18 protein-coding genes and 1 tRNA gene are annotated in these 17,711 nt (G+C 61.0%); 8 read left to right on the forward strand and 11 right to left on the reverse strand.

All coding sequences use genetic code 11. From position 1 onward, the window contains the following. Window positions 1-55 precede the first annotated feature (55 nt). The 3 genes from M2397_RS23595 to M2397_RS23605 are packed head-to-tail and all read left to right on the forward strand — an operon-like array spanning window position 56 to window position 3,479. Window positions 56-1,351 carry a murein hydrolase activator EnvC gene (locus tag M2397_RS23595; protein ID WP_145335875.1) on the forward strand — a complete coding sequence of 432 codons (1,296 nt, stop codon included), beginning with the start codon at window positions 56-58 and terminating at the stop codon, window positions 1,349-1,351. Between the two features lie 30 nt (window positions 1,352-1,381). Continuing rightward, on the forward strand, window positions 1,382-2,698 hold the full coding sequence (locus M2397_RS23600) for a S41 family peptidase (protein WP_131696914.1): 1,317 nt from the start codon (window positions 1,382-1,384) through the stop codon (window positions 2,696-2,698). 1 nt (window position 2,699) lies between these two features. After that, entirely contained in the window at window positions 2,700-3,479 is a 780-nt protein-coding gene (locus M2397_RS23605; protein WP_167655942.1) for a divergent polysaccharide deacetylase family protein, read from the forward strand. Here M2397_RS23605 and M2397_RS23610 read toward each other — a convergent pair. The 7 genes from M2397_RS23610 to M2397_RS23640 form a co-directional block, all read right to left on the reverse strand. Next, window positions 3,470-4,228 carry an ABC transporter substrate-binding protein gene (locus tag M2397_RS23610; RefSeq protein WP_167655943.1) on the reverse strand — a complete coding sequence of 253 codons (759 nt, stop codon included), beginning with the start codon at window positions 4,226-4,228 and terminating at the stop codon, window positions 3,470-3,472. The genes M2397_RS23605 and M2397_RS23610 overlap by 10 nt on opposite strands. A gap of 66 nt (window positions 4,229-4,294) precedes the next feature. Next, window positions 4,295-5,065, reverse strand: a complete 771-nt coding sequence (gene hisF / locus M2397_RS23615) for an imidazole glycerol phosphate synthase subunit HisF (RefSeq protein ID WP_003171107.1) — start codon at window positions 5,063-5,065, stop codon at window positions 4,295-4,297. Between the two features lie 9 nt (window positions 5,066-5,074). Further along, complete coding sequence (hisA, locus tag M2397_RS23620) at window positions 5,075-5,812, reverse strand: 1-(5-phosphoribosyl)-5-[(5-phosphoribosylamino)methylideneamino]imidazole-4-carboxamide isomerase (protein WP_057010603.1); 738 nt, start codon at window positions 5,810-5,812, stop codon at window positions 5,075-5,077. 38 nt (window positions 5,813-5,850) lie between these two features. Next, on the reverse strand, window positions 5,851-6,108 hold the full coding sequence (locus tag M2397_RS23625; RefSeq protein ID WP_065925755.1) for a DUF2164 domain-containing protein: 258 nt from the start codon (window positions 6,106-6,108) through the stop codon (window positions 5,851-5,853). Next, a complete protein-coding gene (gene hisH / locus M2397_RS23630) occupies window positions 6,109-6,747 on the reverse strand; it encodes an imidazole glycerol phosphate synthase subunit HisH (RefSeq protein ID WP_145335873.1) in 639 nt (212 codons plus the stop codon). Next, window positions 6,747-7,340 carry an imidazoleglycerol-phosphate dehydratase HisB gene (hisB, locus tag M2397_RS23635; RefSeq protein WP_003218037.1) on the reverse strand — a complete coding sequence of 198 codons (594 nt, stop codon included), beginning with the start codon at window positions 7,338-7,340 and terminating at the stop codon, window positions 6,747-6,749. Before hisB ends, hisH begins: the two co-directional genes overlap by 1 nt. Window positions 7,341-7,509: 169 nt before the next feature. After that, the gene (locus tag M2397_RS23640; protein ID WP_131696919.1) at window positions 7,510-9,171 is read right to left on the reverse strand and encodes an OFA family MFS transporter; all 1,662 of its coding nucleotides are present in this window, start codon (window positions 9,169-9,171) and stop codon (window positions 7,510-7,512) included. A 324-nt stretch (window positions 9,172-9,495) separates the two neighbouring features. Here M2397_RS23640 and M2397_RS23645 point away from each other — a divergent pair, with 324 nt between their 5' ends. From M2397_RS23645 to M2397_RS23660, 4 genes are all read left to right on the forward strand, one after another. Further along, window positions 9,496-11,706, forward strand: coding sequence for an AsmA family protein (locus M2397_RS23645; RefSeq protein ID WP_131696920.1), 2,211 nt, complete (start codon window positions 9,496-9,498; stop codon window positions 11,704-11,706). After that, complete coding sequence (gene mutY / locus M2397_RS23650) at window positions 11,703-12,770, forward strand: A/G-specific adenine glycosylase (RefSeq protein ID WP_131696921.1); 1,068 nt, start codon at window positions 11,703-11,705, stop codon at window positions 12,768-12,770. The genes M2397_RS23645 and mutY overlap by 4 nt, the downstream gene beginning before the upstream one ends. Continuing rightward, window positions 12,767-13,039: an oxidative damage protection protein gene (locus tag M2397_RS23655; protein ID WP_259244527.1), complete on the forward strand. Its 273-nt coding sequence runs from the start codon at window positions 12,767-12,769 to the stop codon at window positions 13,037-13,039. Before mutY ends, M2397_RS23655 begins: the two co-directional genes overlap by 4 nt. A 103-nt stretch (window positions 13,040-13,142) precedes the next feature. Continuing rightward, a tRNA-Phe gene (locus tag M2397_RS23660) sits at window positions 13,143-13,218 on the forward strand. 121 nt (window positions 13,219-13,339) lie between these two features. On the opposite strand, the gene M2397_RS23665 is transcribed toward M2397_RS23660, so the two are convergent. The 4 genes from M2397_RS23665 to M2397_RS23680 all read right to left on the reverse strand — a co-directional run bounded on the left by M2397_RS23665 (window position 13,340) and on the right by M2397_RS23680 (window position 16,529). Continuing rightward, the gene (locus tag M2397_RS23665) at window positions 13,340-14,944 is read right to left on the reverse strand and encodes a glycosyltransferase family 39 protein (protein ID WP_259244528.1); all 1,605 of its coding nucleotides are present in this window, start codon (window positions 14,942-14,944) and stop codon (window positions 13,340-13,342) included. 85 nt (window positions 14,945-15,029) lie between these two features. Further along, complete coding sequence (locus tag M2397_RS23670) at window positions 15,030-15,995, reverse strand: arsenic resistance protein (protein WP_167655945.1); 966 nt, start codon at window positions 15,993-15,995, stop codon at window positions 15,030-15,032. A gap of 41 nt (window positions 15,996-16,036) precedes the next feature. Then, window positions 16,037-16,309 (reverse strand): type II toxin-antitoxin system RelE/ParE family toxin, encoded by a 273-nt coding sequence (locus M2397_RS23675; protein ID WP_405046496.1) that lies wholly within the window; start codon window positions 16,307-16,309, stop codon window positions 16,037-16,039. 25 nt (window positions 16,310-16,334) lie between these two features. Beyond that, window positions 16,335-16,529: a stability determinant gene (locus M2397_RS23680; RefSeq protein ID WP_081744416.1), complete on the reverse strand. Its 195-nt coding sequence runs from the start codon at window positions 16,527-16,529 to the stop codon at window positions 16,335-16,337. A gap of 199 nt (window positions 16,530-16,728) precedes the next feature. Between M2397_RS23680 and M2397_RS23685 the strand changes: the two genes are divergently transcribed. Next, the gene (locus M2397_RS23685) at window positions 16,729-17,700 is read left to right on the forward strand and encodes an alpha/beta fold hydrolase (protein ID WP_259244529.1); all 972 of its coding nucleotides are present in this window, start codon (window positions 16,729-16,731) and stop codon (window positions 17,698-17,700) included. The last annotated feature ends 11 nt before the right edge of the window (window positions 17,701-17,711 follow it).

Raw genomic sequence — 17,711 nt, forward strand, 5'->3', positions numbered from 1 at the left:
TGCGGCGCTTGGCGGGCATACTAGGCCGTCCCTTTCCCTGGTGTCGCCCGCCTCTATGCTTCGCGCCTTGATTACCCTTGCTCTTGTCTGCCTGCTCCAACCGGCGTTTGCCGACGAGCGTGCACAAACTCAACAACAGTTGGACGCTACGCGTCAGGACATTACCGAGCTGAAAAAACTGCTCGGCAAGCTCCAGGAAGAAAAATCCGGGGTGCAGAAAGACCTGCGCGGCACGGAAACCGAAATGGGCAAGCTGGAGAAGCAGGTCCAGGAGCTGCAAAAAGAACTAAAGAAGAGCGAGTCGGAACTGGAGCGACTCGACGCTGAGAAAAAAAAACTCCAGAGCGCACGCGTTGAACAGCAGCGTTTGATCGCAATCCAGGCCCGCGCCGCCTACCAGAGCGGCCGCCAGGAATACCTCAAACTGTTGCTCAACCAGCAGAACCCGGAAAAATTCGCGCGCACCCTGACCTACTACGACTACCTGAGCAAGGCCCGACTGGAGCAGTTGAAAAGCTTCAACGAGACCCTGCGCCAGTTGGTCAACGTCGAACAGGAAATCGCCAACCAGCAGTCGCAGTTGGAGGACCAGAAAGCCAGCCTCAACGCCCAGCGCGACGAGCTGGACAAGGTCCGCAAGGAGCGCCAGCTGGCCCTGGCCAAGCTCAATGACGACGTGAAGGCCCGCGACGCCAAGCTCCAGGCCCGCGAGCAAGACCAGGCCGACCTGGCCAAAGTGCTCAAGACCATTGAAGAAACCCTGGCACGCCAGGCACGTGAGGCCGAAGAAGCGCGACAGAAAGCGCTGATAGCCCAGCAGGAAGCCGAAAAAAAGCGCCAGCGTGAGGCCGAACTGGCAGCCACCACCGATGCCCCGGCGCCCCGCAAACCGGCGCATGCCGCTCCTGGCCCGCTGGTTTCCAGTGCTGGCGAGTCCTTCGGCGGACCTTTTGCTTCAGCGCGCGGCAAACTTCCATGGCCAGTTGATGGTCGACTACTGGCACGCTTTGGGGAAACCCGTGGCGATGACACCCGCGCCAAGTGGGACGGGGTGATGATCAGCGCCTCTGCCGGCAGCCAGGTTCATGCCGTACACGGTGGGCGCGTGGTGTTTGCCGATTGGCTGAGGGGCGCCGGTTTGTTGGTGATTCTCGACCACGGTAATGGCTATTTAAGCCTTTATGGCCACAATCAGACGTTACTCAAGTCGGCAGGTGATGTTGTAAAAGCCGGTGAATCCATCTCCACTGTCGGTAACAGTGGCGGCCAGGACACCCCAGCGCTGTACTTCGCTATTCGTCAGCAGGGTCGCCCGAGCGATCCCGCACAATGGTGCCGGTCCCAAGGATAGGGTCGCATCTACATTAGGAGTTCGTTCGACATGCTGCATTTGTCCCGCCTCACTTCGCTGGCCCTGACGATCGCCCTGGTGATCGGCGCGCCTCTGGCTTTTGCCGACCAGGCCGCCCCGGCTGCACCCGCCGCCACGGCCGCGACCACCAAGGCGCCGTTGCCGCTGGACGAGCTGCGCACCTTTGCCGAGGTCATGGACCGGATCAAGGCAGCCTATGTCGAACCTGTAGACGACAAGACCCTGCTGGAAAATGCCATCAAGGGCATGCTCAGCAACCTCGATCCGCACTCCGCCTACCTCGGTCCGGAAGATTTCGCCGAGCTGCAGGAAAGCACCAGCGGCGAATTCGGGGGCCTGGGCATTGAAGTCGGCGCCGAAGACGGCAATATCAAGGTGGTCTCGCCAATCGATGACACCCCGGCGTCCAAGGCCGGCATCCAGGCCGGTGACTTTATCGTCAAGATCAACGGCCAGCCGACCCGTGGCCAGACCATGACCGAAGCCGTCGACAAGATGCGCGGCAAGATCGGCCAGAAAATCACCCTGACCCTGGTGCGCGACGGCGGCAACCCGTTTGACGTGACGCTTACCCGCGCGACCATCGTGGTCAAGAGTGTGAAGAGCCAGCTGCTGGAATCGGGCTACGGTTACATCCGCATCACCCAATTCCAGGTCAAGACCGGCGACGAAGTGGCCAAGGCCCTGGCCAAGCTGCGCAAGGACAACGGCAAGAAACTCAGCGGCATCGTGCTCGACCTGCGTAACAACCCAGGCGGCGTGCTGCAGTCGGCGGTGGAAGTGGTCGACCACTTCATCACCAAGGGCCTGATCGTCTACACCAAGGGTCGTATCGCCAACTCCGAGCTGCGCTTCTCGGCCACCGGCAACGACCTCAGCGAAAACGTACCCTTGGCTGTGCTGATCAACGGCGGCAGCGCCTCGGCGTCGGAAATCGTCGCCGGCGCCCTGCAAGACCAGAAACGCGGCGTGCTGATGGGCACCACCAGCTTCGGCAAAGGCTCGGTGCAGACCGTGTTGCCGCTGAACAACGAGCGTGCGCTGAAGATCACCACCGCGCTGTACTACACGCCGAACGGCCGCTCGATCCAGGCCCAAGGCATCGTGCCGGACATCGAAGTGCGCAAGGCCAAGATCACCAACGAAATCGACAGCGAGTACTACAAGGAAGCGGACCTGCAAGGTCACCTGGGCAATGGCAACGGCGGTGCCGACCAGCCAACCGGCAGCAGCAAGAAAGCCAAGCCGATGCCGCAGGACGATGATTACCAGCTGGCCCAGGCGCTGAGCCTGCTCAAGGGCTTGAGCATTACACGCAGTCGTTGATATGCGTGTTGCCCTGATCATCGCTGTGCTATGCAGCCTGGCAGGGGTCGCCCACGCGGCCCCTGCCAGCGAATCCCACAAAGCCTACCTGACCCTCATCATCGACGACCTGGGGCAAAACCTGACCCGGGATCGTCGCGTGCTGGCCCTGCCTGGGCCGGTGACCACGGCGATCATGCCCGACACGCCCCACGCCGCCGAATTCGCCCGCGAAGCGCACAAGGCCGGCAAGATCGTGATCCTGCACATGCCCATGGACCCCGCCACCGGCCCGTTCGCCTGGCACCCCGAGCTGCCTATCGAAGAGTTGGGCAAACGCCTGGACGCGGCCTTCAACGCCGTGCCCTATACCGCCGGTATCAACAACCACATGGGCAGCCGCATGACCGCGCAACCGGCCGCCATGGCCTGGCTGATGGCCGAGCTGCAACGGCGCAACAAGTTCTTCGTCGACAGCCGCACCAGCGCGCAGACCGTAGCCGCTGCCGAAGCGCAGAAGATTGGCCTGGCGCATGTTTCGCGGGATGTGTTTCTCGATGACGAACGCACCGAAGCGGCGATCACCACGCAACTGCAAACCGCGATCAAACTGGCGCACAAACAGGGTTCGGTGGTGATGATCGGCCACCCTTACCCACAAACCCTGGCAGTGCTGGAGCGCGAGTTACCCAAGCTCAAGGCCCTGGGCATCGACTGGATAGATATCAAGTTGATGATCAGTGTGCGCAGCAATCAAGCCATGGCTGGGCACGGCAAGAACGGCACCTACCGCTACAAATAGTTCGCCATGATCTGTTCCACCCGCCCTTCAGAGCGCAACTGATCCAACGCCGCCTGCAGCTTGGCTACCGTCTCATCCGGCACATCCTTGTTCAGCGCCAGGTACAACTGAGCACTGTTGAACCGCAGCACGGTCTTGAGCCCCGTCACACCGACCTGGCGCGCAAGATAACGCCCGGCCGGGTCGCCGGTGGCCCACAGATCGATCTGGCCATCCATAAGCTTTTGCGCGTTGTCCTGGTCGCGCAACACCACCACCGGGTTAAGGCCCTGCTTCTCCAGGGTCTCGGCGATGGCGTCGCCTTTATAGGCGCCGATCCTGTAGCGCCGCGCGTGCTCCAGGTCATCGAGCTGGATCTTGCTGTCGGCTTTGGCCAGCAGCACCCAATCATCCGGGCCGATGGGGCCGACCCACTTGAACAGCGCTTCACGATCCGGCAGACGCGCCATCACGAACACGCCATAGCCGGGCTTCTCCAGGGCGAGTTTGTAGATTCGCTCCCAGGGAAAACGCAGGGTGAGATTGTAGGAAATGCCGGCACGCTTGAAGGTCTCGCGCACGATGTCCACGGCGATGCCTTCGATGTTCTCGTCCTTGGCGAAGTTCTTACCGTTCCTGGCCATGTTGTAGGGCGGGAAATTTTCCGTCAGCAACACCAGGGAGGCGTCAGACGGTTCCTCTGTGCAATGGGCCGAGCCGGCCAAGAGAATGGACGTGCTGGCGACAGCAAGAAGCAGTTGTTTGAACATGAAGGCTACCGGAATCCATGGCAAGCGCAGAGAGTGCCGCGCGCCTGCCATGGTGTCCAGCAACGTTTAGCGAACGACGATACCGCGCGCCGCCATGTAGGCCTTGGCCTCAGGAACGGTGTATTCGCCAAAGTGAAAAATACTCGCCGCCAGCACCGCGCTGGCATGGCCTTCGATCACGCCGTCGGCCAGGTGTTGCAGGTTACCGACACCGCCTGAGGCGATCACCGGAATACCCAGCGCATCGCTGATGGCGCGGGTCACCCCCAGGTCGAAGCCGTTCTTCATGCCGTCCTGGTCCATGCTGGTCAGCAGGATTTCCCCGGCGCCCAGGCCTTCCATCTTCATCGCCCACTCCACCGCGTCCAGGCCGGTCGGCTTGCGACCGCCGTGGGTGAAGATCTCCCAGCGCGGGGTTTCGCCCGGGCCGGAGACTTTCTTGGCGTCGATGGCTACCACGATGCATTGCGAGCCGAAGTGCTGCGCGGCTTCGCCGACGAACTCCGGGTTGAACACCGCAGCGGTATTGATCGAGACCTTGTCCGCACCGGCATTGAGCAGGTTGCGAATGTCTTGCACGGTGCGCACGCCACCGCCCACGGTCAGCGGGATAAACACCTGGCTGGCCATGCGCTCGACGGTATGCAGCGTGGTGTCGCGGCCGTCGACGCTGGCGGTGATGTCGAGAAAGGTAATCTCGTCGGCACCTTGCTCATCGTAGCGACGGGCGATTTCCACCGGGTCGCCGGCGTCACGGATATTCTCGAACTTGACGCCCTTGACCACGCGACCGTTGTCGACGTCCAGGCAAGGGATGATGCGTTTGGCCAGCGCCATGGTCAGTCCTCAGCCGTTGTAGGCATCGCAGTAAGCCTGGGCTTCGGCGACGTCCAGGGTGCCTTCGTAGATCGCACGGCCGGTGATGGCGCCGATGATCCCTGGCGCCTTGGCGTCCAGCAGCGACTTGATGTCGCCCAGGTTGTGAATACCGCCGGAAGCGATCACCGGGATCCTGGTCGCAGCGGCCAGCGCAGCGGTGAACGGCACGTTGCAGCCCTGCATCATGCCGTCTTTGGCGATGTCGGTATAAACGATGGCGGACACGCCGTCGGCTTCGAACTGCTTGGCCAGGTCGATGACTTGCACGGTGCTGATTTCAGCCCAGCCGTCGGTAGCGACGAAACCGTCTTTAGCGTCCAGGCCCACGATCACTTTGCCCGGGAACGCGCGGCAGGCTTCGGCGACGAAGGCCGGGTCTTTCACGGCCTTGGTGCCGATGATCACGTAGCTCACGCCGGCCTTGACGTAATGCTCGATGGTTTCCAGGGAGCGGATACCGCCGCCGATCTGGATCGGCAGGTTCGGGTAGCGCCTGGCGATCGCGGTGACCACCTCGCCGTTGACCGGCTGGCCTTCGAAGGCGCCGTTCAAGTCCACCAGATGCAGACGACGGCAGCCCCCTTCCACCCATTTGGCAGCCATGCTCACCGGGTCATCGGAGAACACGGTGGAATCTTCCATACGGCCTTGGCGCAGACGTACGCAGGCGCCGTCCTTGAGATCGATAGCGGGGATAATCAGCATCTGGCAAACCTTATTCGATATTCAGCAATGCTTGGAAATCAGGGTTTCTCAAGCGACCACAGGTCGCTTTCGATGCTTTCGAACCTTTCTTTAAGGAGCGTCTGCGTATCGAAAATCGCCCTGTTGTAATAATGCGGAGCCACTTCGGTGGTGAACAGCTCAAGAATCTCGGCGACCTCGAACGAGCCCAGCTTGAGCTCGAAGCGGTCTTCCATGAAGCGCTTGATCTTGAGGGTAGCCTCACTCTCCTGTTCGGGCGTGAGGTTCAAGATTGGCAGCTTCGGCTTCCTGGCCATTTACCAGCGTCCATCCCAGGCGGCGAAGTTCTGCAGCAATTGCAGGCCATGGGTATGGCTCTTCTCCGGGTGGAACTGCACGGCAAACCGCGAACCTTCGGCCAACGCTGCGGCGAAGTCGACGCCGTAGTGCCCGCGCCCCACCACCTGGCCCGGTTTACCGGCGGCGATGTAGTAGCTGTGCACGAAGTAGAAACGCGCCATGTCCGGCACTTCGTGCCACAGCGGGTGATCCACGGTCTGGCGGACTTCGTTCCAGCCCATGTGCGGGACTTTCAGGTGTTCGCCGTCTTCATGCAGGTCTTTGCCGAAGAACTTCACTTTGCCCGGGAACAGGCCGATGCAGTCAACGCCGTCGTTCTCTTCACTGCTGTCGAGCAAGGCTTGCATGCCCACGCAGATGCCGAGGAACGGGCGATCCTGGCTGACTTCGCGCACCAGGCTGTCAAAGCCCAGGCGGCGAATTTCGGCCATGCAATCGCGAATTGCACCTACACCGGGGAACACCACGCGGTCGGCTTCGCGAATCACATTGGCATCGCTGGTGATCAGCACCTTGCCGGCCCCTACGTGCTCGAGGGCCTTGGCCACCGAGTGCAGGTTACCCATGCCGTAATCGATAACCGCGACCGTCTGCATTACAGGACGCCCTTGGTCGAGGGCATTTGCCCGGCCATGCGGTCATCCAGCTCCACGGCCATGCGCAGCGCGCGGCCGAAAGCCTTGAACACGGTTTCGATCTGGTGGTGGGTGTTGGTGCCGCGCAGGTTGTCGATGTGCAGGCTGACGAGTGCGTGGTTGACGAAGCCCTGGAAGAACTCCTGGAACAGGTCGACATCGAAGCCGCCCACGGTGGCGCGGGTGTACGGCACGTGCATCTGCAGGCCTGGGCGGCCGGAGAAGTCGATGACCACACGCGACAGCGCTTCGTCCAGCGGGACATAGGCGTGGCCGTAGCGACGGATGCCTTTTTTGTCGCCGATGGCCTTGGCAAACGCCTGGCCGAGGGTGATGCCTACGTCTTCCACCGTGTGGTGGTCGTCGATATGCAGGTCGCCCTTGCTGACGATATCCAGGTCGATCAGCCCGTGACGGGCGATCTGGTCCAGCATGTGCTCAAGAAAAGGTACACCGATATCAAATCGGGCCTTTCCGGTGCCATCCAGGTTGATCGAGGCTTTGATCTGGGTTTCCAGAGTGTCGCGCTCGACGGACGCCTTACGTTCGGCCATCACCAGCTCCGCAAAATCATTGGGCGAAAAAGGCAGCCATTATAGGGGCGCGGGCGCTAAACAGAAACATCGAAGGGGATAAGACTGACGAGTTGAAGCGGGGAGTGTCGGGGATAGACATGTGCATACAAGCGGGCGCTCCAGGATGGTGCGCCCGCTTGCAGTCAACTTAGTGGAACAGTACCGCCGTCTTCTGCAGGGTCACCCACACACCCCACGCCAACGGAATACCCACCACCAACCAAGCGGCGATCGCCAATGGCACGGTGCCGGACGCGGCTTTCCACTCCAGGGAAGTGGTGGCATCAGCCCCTTTGTCATGGCCCAGCGCTTGCTCTGCGGCAAGTTCTGCATCGGTCATGAAGTACTTGTCGGCCACAGGGCGGACCAGCATGTTGCAGATAAAGCCCAGCACCAGCAGACCCGCGAGGATATACAAGGTGATGTCATAGGCCGCAGCGCGTTCGACGCCGATGCTCAGTTGATATTCACGCAGGTAGTTCACCAGCACCGGGCCCAATACGCCCGCGGCTGCCCATGCGGTCAGCAGGCGACCGTGGATCGCGCCGACCATCTGGGTACCGAACAGGTCGGCCAGGTAGGCCGGGACGGTCGCAAAACCACCGCCGTACATCGACAGGATGATGCAGAACGCCGCGACGAACAGCGCCACGTTGCCCAGGTGCCCCAGGTTCGGGATCAGCGCATACAGGGCAAAGCCCAGGGCGAAGAACACGAAGTAGGTGTTTTTACGGCCCAGGTAGTCGGAGAACGACGCCCAGAAGAACCGGCCACCGATGTTGAACAGGCTCAACAAACCGGTGAAGCCCGCAGCGATGGCAGCAATCGACGCCAATTGCCCGGCGTCCAACTGGCCAAACGGCACATCAACACCCAGCAGCTTGCCACCGAACACTTCCTGCAGCAGCGGCGAAGCCATGCCGAGGATGCCGATACCGGCCGATACGTTCAGGCACAGCACCAGCCATACGAGGCGGAATTGCGGGGTTTTCCACGCCACATTCACGTGCACGTGACGGTGAGTGATCATCGCGTTACTGGCTTTTTTCGCCGGTGCGGTCCAGCCCTCAGGCTTCCAGCCGGTCGGTGGGACGCGGTAGGACAGCGCGCCGCCGATCATGAACACGAAGTAGATCGCGGCCATCACCAGGAAACTCTGCCATACGCCCACGCTGGTCGGCGAAGCGAAGTGCCCCATCAACGCAGCAGCCAGCGGGGCGCCCACCATTGCGCCGCCGCCGAAGCCCATGATCGCCATGCCGGTGGCCATGCCGCGCTTGTCCGGGAACCACTTGATCAGGGTCGATACGGGCGAGATATACCCCAGGCCCAGGCCGATACCGCCAATGACCCCGGAGCCGATCCACATCAGCCAGATCTGGTGGGTATAGATACCCAATGCCGAGATCAGCAGACCGCCACACCAGCACAGCGCCGACACAACACCGGCCTTGCGTGGCCCGGCATGTTCCAGCCAGCCACCCCAGATCGCTGCCGAGCAGCCCAGGAAGATGAAGAACAGGGTGTAGATCCAGCCCAGCATGGAGATGGGCCAGTCGCATTGGGACGAGAAGACTTGGGCGATGAAGCTCATGTCCGGTGCGCAGGCGACCGGCTTGGTGATACCCAGCGCCTTGGACAGCGGCAACCAGAACACCGAGAAGCCGTAGGCCATGCCGATGCACAGGTGGATGGCCAGGGCGGCCGGTGGAACCAGCCAGCGGTTGAACCCGGGCTTGGCGATAATGCGCTCCTTGGACAGGAACGCAGGCTGTGCGGCGGTAGTGCCGGCCACAGTGCTAGTGCTCATTGATGAATCCCCCAGTTATTAGTATGCGTTCGTCAGGCGCTCTCTCCCTCGGCCTTGCACGCAAAGCGTGGCCGTTTTTGTAGAGTGAAGCTCCATTTGGCGCGACGATAAGTCGCAGAAGGCGAACGAACGGCCGAAGATTAGCATTAGCGGATGACAGAAAAACCAAAATGACATCATCTTTTTGCGATTTTTCGGTTTTATTGACGTCAAAAACCCGCTTTCGCCGCCATGGATACAATGTAACGATCGGTGACCTGACGCAGGCCGTCGGGCGTTATACTCTGCGGCTAAATTTTGAAATCGACATACAAGGACTCGCCCATGAAAGCGTTCGGCAAAATCCTGGGTCTGGTACTTCTCGGGCTGTTGCTGATCATTGTGGCTCTGGGCTTTGCCCTGACCCACCTCTTCGATCCCAACGACTATAAAGACGAGATTCGCCAGATTGCCCGCGACAAGGCCCACATCGAGCTGACACTCAATGGCGATATCGGTTGGAGCCTGTTCCCCTGGCTCGGCCTGGAACTGCACGAGGCCAGCGTGGCGACCCTGACCACGCCGACCCAACCCTTTGCCGACCTGCAAATGCTCGGCCTGTCGGTGCGCGTGCTGCCGCTGCTGCGTCGCGAGGTGCAGATGAGCGATGTGCGTGTCGAAGGCCTCAACCTGCGCCTGAACCGCGACAAGCAGGGCCATGGCAACTGGGAAGACATCGGCAAGAACGCGCCGGTGGCAACTGCCGGAACCCCCGCGCCAGCGCAAGCGCCTGCTGAGCCCGAAGCGGAAAAACCGTCAAAGCCGATCCGCCTGGACATCGACAGCCTGACGGTCAACAACGCCCGCGTCGAATACAACGATGAACAGACCGGCAAGCAATTCAGCGCCGAAAGTATCCAGCTGAGCACCGGCGCCGTGCACGAAGGTGCGAGCATCCCGGTGAAACTCACCGCCTTCTTCGGCAGCAACCAGCCGGTGATGCGCGTCAAGACCGAACTCAACGGCAACCTGCGTATCGAGCGCGCGCTCAAGCGCTACCAGTTCGAAGACATGAAAGTTACCGGCGAAGCCACGGGCGAGCCGCTGCAAGGCAAGACCGTGACCTTCTCCACCCAGGGCCAGTTACTGGTGGACCAGGCGGCCAATATCGCCGAATGGACCAACCTGAAACTCTCGGCCAACCAACTGCGCGCCCTGGGCGAGCTGAAGGTCAACGACCTGGACAAGACCCCGCAGCTCAGCGGCGCGCTGTCCATCGCCCAGTTTGACCTGGCCAAGTTCCTCGACAGCGTCGGCAACCCGCTGCCGCCCATGGCCGAGGGCAGCCTGAGCAAGGTCGAGTTGGTCAGCCGCCTCAAGGGCACTCCGACCAGCCTGGCGCTGGAAGACCTGAACCTGAAACTCGATGGCAGCACCTTCACCGGCCGCGTCGCCGTGGACGACTTTGCCAAGCAAGCGCTACGCGTGCAGCTCAAGGGCGATACCTTCAACGCCGACAACTACCTGCCGGCCAAGTCCGAATCCGCCAAGGGCGCAACCGCCGCCCGCCAGGCCGAAGTGCAGAACAGCGAAGCCGGCGCCATGGCGGCCGGGGGCACCACTCCACTGCCGGAAGCACCGACCAAAGGCGCCTGGAGCACGGACAAACTGCTGCCACTGGCCCACCTGCGCAAGCTGGATGTCAATGCCGACCTTGCCTTCGGCCAACTGACCCTGAGTAAATTGCCGATCCAGAATGCCGTGCTGAAGGCGTCCGGCGTCGACGGCCAACTCAAGCTCGACACCCTGAGCGGCGGGCTCTACAACGGCACCTTCCAGGCCAACGGCAGCCTGGACGTACGCCAGGACATTCCGCTGCTGGCCCTGCAAAGCCGGATCAAGCAGGTACCGGTCGAACGCATCCTGCAGGCCCAGGGACAAACGCCACCGGTGAAAGGCCAGGTCACCCTCGACAGCAACCTCAGCGGCCGCGGCAACAGCCAGAAAGCCCTGATCGACAGCCTCAACGGTACCGCCAGCTTTGTGATCAACAACGGCGTGCTGCTCAACGCCAATCTCGAGCAGCAACTGTGCACCGGTATCGCCCTGCTCAACCGCAAGACCTTGAGCGGCGAACAACGCGGCAAGGACACACCGTTCCAGGAGTTGAAGGGCAACCTGACCTTCCGTAATGGCGTCGCCAACAACCCCGACCTGAAAGTGCGCATCCCAGGGCTGGCGGTCAACGGCAACGGTGACGTCGACCTGCGCGTACTGGGTATGGATTACCGCGTCGGCATCATCGTCGAAGGCGACCAGCGCGAAGTACCGGACCCAGCCTGCGAAGTCGGCGCCAACTTCCAGGGCATCGAAGTGCCGCTGCGCTGCCGTGGCCCGCTGGAACTCGGCGCCAAAGCTTGCCGCCTGGACAAGGACGGCCTGAGCCAGGTCGCGATCAAGGCGGCCGGCAACAAGCTCAGCGAGAAGCTGGAAGAGAAGCTCGACAAGGTCAACCCGCAGCTCAAAGATGCTTTGAAAGGCCTGTTCAAACGATGAGAAACGAGCAGTTTTCAACGGCGGTGCTGGACTGGTACGACCGCCACGGCCGCCATGACCTGCCCTGGCAACAGGGCATCACGCCCTACCGGGTGTGGGTCTCGGAGATCATGCTGCAACAGACCCAAGTCAGCACCGTACTCAATTACTTCGACCGCTTCATGGCCTCGCTGCCAACGGTCGAAGCCCTCGCCGCCGCGCCGGAAGACGAGGTACTGCACCTGTGGACCGGCCTGGGTTATTACACTCGAGCACGCAACCTGCAAAAGACCGCGAAGATCATCGTGGCGGAGTACGGCGGCGAGTTTCCCAGGGATGTCGAAAAGCTCACTGAGTTGCCCGGCATTGGCCTGTCCACCGCCGGCGCGATTGCCAGCCTGAGCATGGGCCTGCGCGCGCCGATCCTCGACGGCAACGTCAAGCGCGTGCTGGCACGCTTTACCGCGCAAGAGGGCTACCCAGGCGAACCGAAGGTGGCCAAGCAGCTGTGGGCCACCGCAGAACGCTTCACCCCCCATGATCGCGTTAATGCCTACACCCAGGCGATGATGGACATGGGCGCCACCCTCTGCACCCGCAGCAAGCCCAGCTGCCTGCTGTGCCCGCTGGAAAAAAACTGCGAAGCCCATATGCTCGGCCTGGAGACCCGCTACCCGATCCCCAAGCCGCGCAAGACCATCCCGCAGAAGCGCACGCTGATGCCGCTGCTGGCCAATGCCGAAGGGGCGATTCTGCTTTACCGTCGCCCTTCCACGGGCCTGTGGGGCGGTTTGTGGAGCCTGCCCGAGCTGGACGACCTGCAAGACCTCGAACACCTGGCCAACCAGCACGCGCTCGAACTGGGCAAGCACCAGGCACTGCCAGGGCTGATCCACACTTTCAGTCATTTCCAACTGGCCATCGAACCCTGGCTGGTCCAGGTCGAGGAAACTGCCCATCACGTGGCCGAGGCCGACTGGCTCTGGTATAACCTCGCCACCCCGCCGCGCCTGGGCCTTGCCGCCCCGGTAAAGAAACTGCTGAAGCGCGCGTCCGATGTATTGAACGCAGGAGAGTCGTCATGACCCGCACCGTAATGTGCCGCAAGTACAACGAAGAATTGCCAGGCCTGGAACGCCCTCCGTACCCAGGTGCGAAGGGCCGGGACATTTTCGATCATATCTCCGCCCAGGCATGGGGCGACTGGCTGAAACACCAGACGCTGCTGATCAATGAAAAACGCCTGAATATGATGAACGCCGAAGACCGTAAATACCTGTCAGGCGAAATGGACAAGTTCTTTTCCGGCGAGGATTACGCCAAGGCCGACGGCTACGTGCCACCTGCTCAATAATTGATCAAAAACCGGGGTCAGCACGTAAGCGACGGTAATAATTAAATATTTTTTGAAAACTTGCTTGACGACCCCCTGAAAAACCCGTTTAATGCGCCCCGTTGCCCAGATAGCTCAGTCGGTAGAGCAGGGGATTGAAAATCCCCGTGTCGGCGGTTCGATTCCGTCTCTGGGCACCACTCATTAGTTTCAGGTGGTGCAAATGTCATCTGAAACACACAAAAAACCCGCCTAGTGCGGGTTTTTTGTTGCCTGCAATTTGAACTAGCCAAGTCGCAATTTTGAGATGAGGCGGCTGATTCATTCCAGCCGAAACACCATCAGTGGGTTGTCATTCAAACGCCCTTCAAAACTTGGCGCCTGATGCTCCAGAGGCGTGCCCTTGAGCAACGCGGTTTCCTTGCGCGCCACAATGACCCACGAAGGTCGCGGTAACGCGCTCAATCGTTCGATGTCTGCAGCGCTGATAAACGACGGCTGCTCGTCATGATCCAGATTCATCATGTAGCGCACCGCCCAGGTGTCCCTGCCGAGATTCAGGAACACCAGTGGCCCAGGCTGCGATACGCGAAGTGCTTCCACCTGACGGACGAATTGCCGAGTGTCGAACTGCAAATCCTTGGCGGGCTCCACCACCGTCACCAGCACCAGCCACTGTGCAGCCAGCGCGAATACGCTGAGCCACACCAGCCGCTCAATGCGTCGCCAGGCAATCAGCGCCGCCACTTGCAGCACCACCAGCGCGCTAATCAACAACGGCAACGAGACGCCAGGCCAGTAACCATGCTTCTGCCACCCATGTCGACAGACAAACACCGCAACCACGCAAAACGCCGGCAGCGCCGCGACAAGCCCCTCGTAGCATCGACGCACCCCGGCGAGCCAGCCTTGCGCCTGGAGCAGCCCATAGGCAGCGACAGCGGCAAACATCGGCACCATGGGCAGAATGTAATAGGCGCGTTTGAAGTGCGGCACCGACAACCCGATCAAGATCATCAAGCCGCAGGCACCGAGCCGCATCACCAGTTGCACAGGGTCATCGAACCGTTCACTCCAGCGATGACGAAGCGCAACCAATGTGGCCAACGCCAACGGGACCACAGGGAAATAGCGGTACAAACTCAGCTGGAAATAGAAATATAACGGCTCGCCGGCTTCATCGAGGCGCCCGCCCACTTGCATCTTGAACACCTCATCTGCAAACGCATCGCCACCGCTGATACGCGCCAGCTTCACCAGCAGCCACCAACATGCCGCCAGCAACACCAGGCCCACGATTCCGTGAGCTAAAACCTGCTTGACCCGCTCGCCGGGACGACCCAGCACCCAATACACGCACACCACGCCACAGACCTCGATCAAGCCCAATGGCCCGCGTATCGCAAACCCCAGGATGAACAGCGGGAACACCGCGAGCTGGCGCCATCGCGAGCCGAGGCGCTCACCGCTGTGCAGCAGGTAGAAACTGCCCACACAAAGCAAAGCCACCATCTGGTCCAGACAGACCGAGCGCGACTTTTCCAGCAGTTGGGTGGTGAGCAACGTCAGCAGCACCGTGAGCAGCGCCCATGGGCGACTCGCCGGGACCAGCAAGCGATAGATCAAGGCCACGACCCCGGCGGATGCAAGGGCAGTGGGCAGCACATTGGCCAAGTGGTTGGGCGCACCGAACAGCCGGGCAAATACGTAACTGAAGAAGGTCGCGGTACCGGGGTAGTCCGCGTAAGGCTGCCCATAGGTGGTGGGGAAAAGACTCGCACCATGACGAAACATTTCCTGCAGGAACAGCGCCCAGCGCCCGTCAAACCCCTGAGGTTGCTGGTCCCAGATACCCAGCGTGAACAGCAACAGCGCGAACAGGAAAATGCCCAGAGACTCCAGGCGGAAGCGGTTGCTGTGATCCATGGGTTGGCCTGTCAGGTAGGGAGCGCCGACCTAGGGTGCCGAACGTATCCCTAATAGCGCCTGAACAAACCTGAACATTCACATTTCAACGACCTGCAGGCCACACCAGCCTCGGGATCAGGCGCACGTAAATCAACTCGCCCACCAATTCGACCAGGGTTTGCAGGATCACCGCCGTCGCCGCCAGCCCACGCACATCGTCGGGCAAGGCCAGCGCCAGGGGCAGCACCACCAGCGAATTCCGTGTCGACGCGCTGAACGTCACTGCCCGGGCCGTAACCGCCGGCAGCGCGAACAGCCGCGACGCCAGCGCCCCCATTAACGGCGCCAGCACCAGAAAGCCGATATACACCGGGATCACCGGCAGCAGCAGGCTGATGTCACGTACCACCGAAGTGATCTGCGAACCGATCACCACGAACAACACCCCCGCCATCGCCGGCACCGGCAACCATGCCCAGGCATTGTTCCAGGCATTGATAACCGCCGATCTGCGCGCCAGGGATGCAGTGATCACCGCCAGCACCATCGGCACCACAATCAACAATACAAACGCCTCTATAAACGGCCCCACCGCTACCACCACCCCGGACTGCGCCCCCAGCATCAACCCCAGGTACACCGGCAACAGCAGTAACTGCAGCAACAACAGCACCGGCGTCGCCGCCAGCATCAAGCGTGAATCGCCTTTACCGATATGGGTAAACACCACCACGTAGTCGATACACGGCGTCAGCAACACCAGCAATGCGCCCACCAGCAACGCCGGGCGCTCCACCAGGCCACGGGTCAACACCCACACCAGCAACGGCACGAGGATGAAATTGGCCAACAGCAACGCCGACAGAAAGCGCTTGTGACTCAAGCTCTGGCGCAGATCCAGAAAGGGGATTTGCAGGAACATCGCATACATCAACACCGCAATGGCGGGCGTGACCAGCACGCCGAGGCCATGGGCCAACGAAGGCGCGAGCAGGCCGAAAGCGGCAGCCAGGAGGACAGCGGCGAAGTAGAGGGGGATCTGGTTGTGTTCGAGGGTGTCGCGGGTCATGAAAACGCTCTGGTGGATCGCAGAGGTGCAAGCCTATGCGTCTACTGGCACGAGGTCGAGTGAAGCGGACCGGTCGCCTCTGAAGGATATTCTTGGCGCGTATGCAATACGGTCAGGATCTCGACCTGTTCCATAACGCGATAGACGACCAGATAGTTTGGATGAACGACCATTTCACGAGTGCCGGACAAGCGCCCTTGCCTGAATCCGTATGGCATTGACGACAAACCCTCAGTGGCCGCCACAATCGTATGGTGCAACGAAGCGGCGGAAGCGGCGTTGTACTGCTCGATGTAATCAATAATTTCGGTCAAGGCGACGATAGCCTCAGGTCGCCATTTAACGAGCAGCACGGCGAGCCTTGCGCCTCTCTTCCAGCATCCTCTCGACTTCGGCCATTGCCTCATCATGTGGAATACTTGGGCGAGGATCATCAATTGAAGCTTGTACCTTGGCACGAAACCAACGGTCGTAGCTGGCAGCCTGCTCTTCAGTTTCAAACTCTGAAACGATGGGAGAACGTGGGATGCTCATGGAGACCTCCGGAATGGGTGCCTGCCAGTCTAATCTGTCCATGGTTTGCTGTCGTTTCTCTCGGATGTATGGCTTTCGCCGAGGCTCTGCACGCTTTGCGAGCGCCGAAGCTTAATGAGCCAATCAAAGGGCAGACAAGTGCTGGCAAACTGGCTAACTGTTACTAAAAAATAATAATCCAGGCAGGGGCTTCGAAACGATGAATTTGAATGACGCCTCTTCAGTAGAACTTGCAACTACACCCAGAAATAGCCAAAGCGAATCCTTCAAAGAATCCGCCGCAGACGGCCACCTCCTCGGCGGCTTCACCTGGCGCCACCCGCGCACCGACCTTGGACGCCCGGTCGTCATCATCAATGCCGCCACCTCCGTGCGCTGCCGCCACTACTCACGGTTCGCCGATTACCTGTTCGCCAACGGCTTCAACGTGATCACCTACGACTATCGCGGCATCGGCGAGTCGCGCAGCGGTTCGTTGCGCGGTTTCAAGGCGTCGTGGTCGGATTGGGGCACGCTGGATTTCGAAGCGATCCTGCTGCGGGCACAGCGGGAGTTTCCAGGCCAACCGATTGATGTGGTCGGCCACAGTTTTGGCGGCTGTGCGGCGGGGCTGGGCGCATCCGGCGCGGTGATCCGGCGAATCGTGACCGTGGGCGCGCAGTTCGCCTACTGGCGCGATTACGCCGCCGCCGGGCGCTGGCAGATGTTTGCCAAATGGCATGTGGTAATGCCGTTGGTCACGGCACTCTGCGGGTATTTCCCCGGCAAGCGCCTGGGTTGGTTGGAGGATACGCCGGCAGGCGTGGTGCGTGACTGGAGCACGCCAACGCCCAGGTATGAGACGCGACCCAGCGGGCGTGCCCTGGCCGACGTGCCATTCAGTCGTGTGAAGGCGCAGGTGCTGGCGATCAGCATCACCGACGACCCGTTCGGCACCGTGGCGGCGATTGAGCGATTGCTGGGCTATTTCGCAAACAGCGAGCGCACCCATCTGCGCATCGCCCCGGAAGATATCGGCGAAAAACAGGTCGGACATTTCGCGTTCTTTCGCAGCGAGTATCAGGATCGGTTGTGGCCGATTGCATTGGCATGGCTTGAACACGGCCAATTAACGGCGGATACCCTTGGGATTTCCCTCAACCTGCGCTTCAATACCCCACCCAGATCCTGACCCAAGGACGT

Source organism: Pseudomonas sp. BIGb0381 (assembly GCF_024809815.1).
GTDB lineage: Bacteria > Pseudomonadota > Gammaproteobacteria > Pseudomonadales > Pseudomonadaceae > Aquipseudomonas.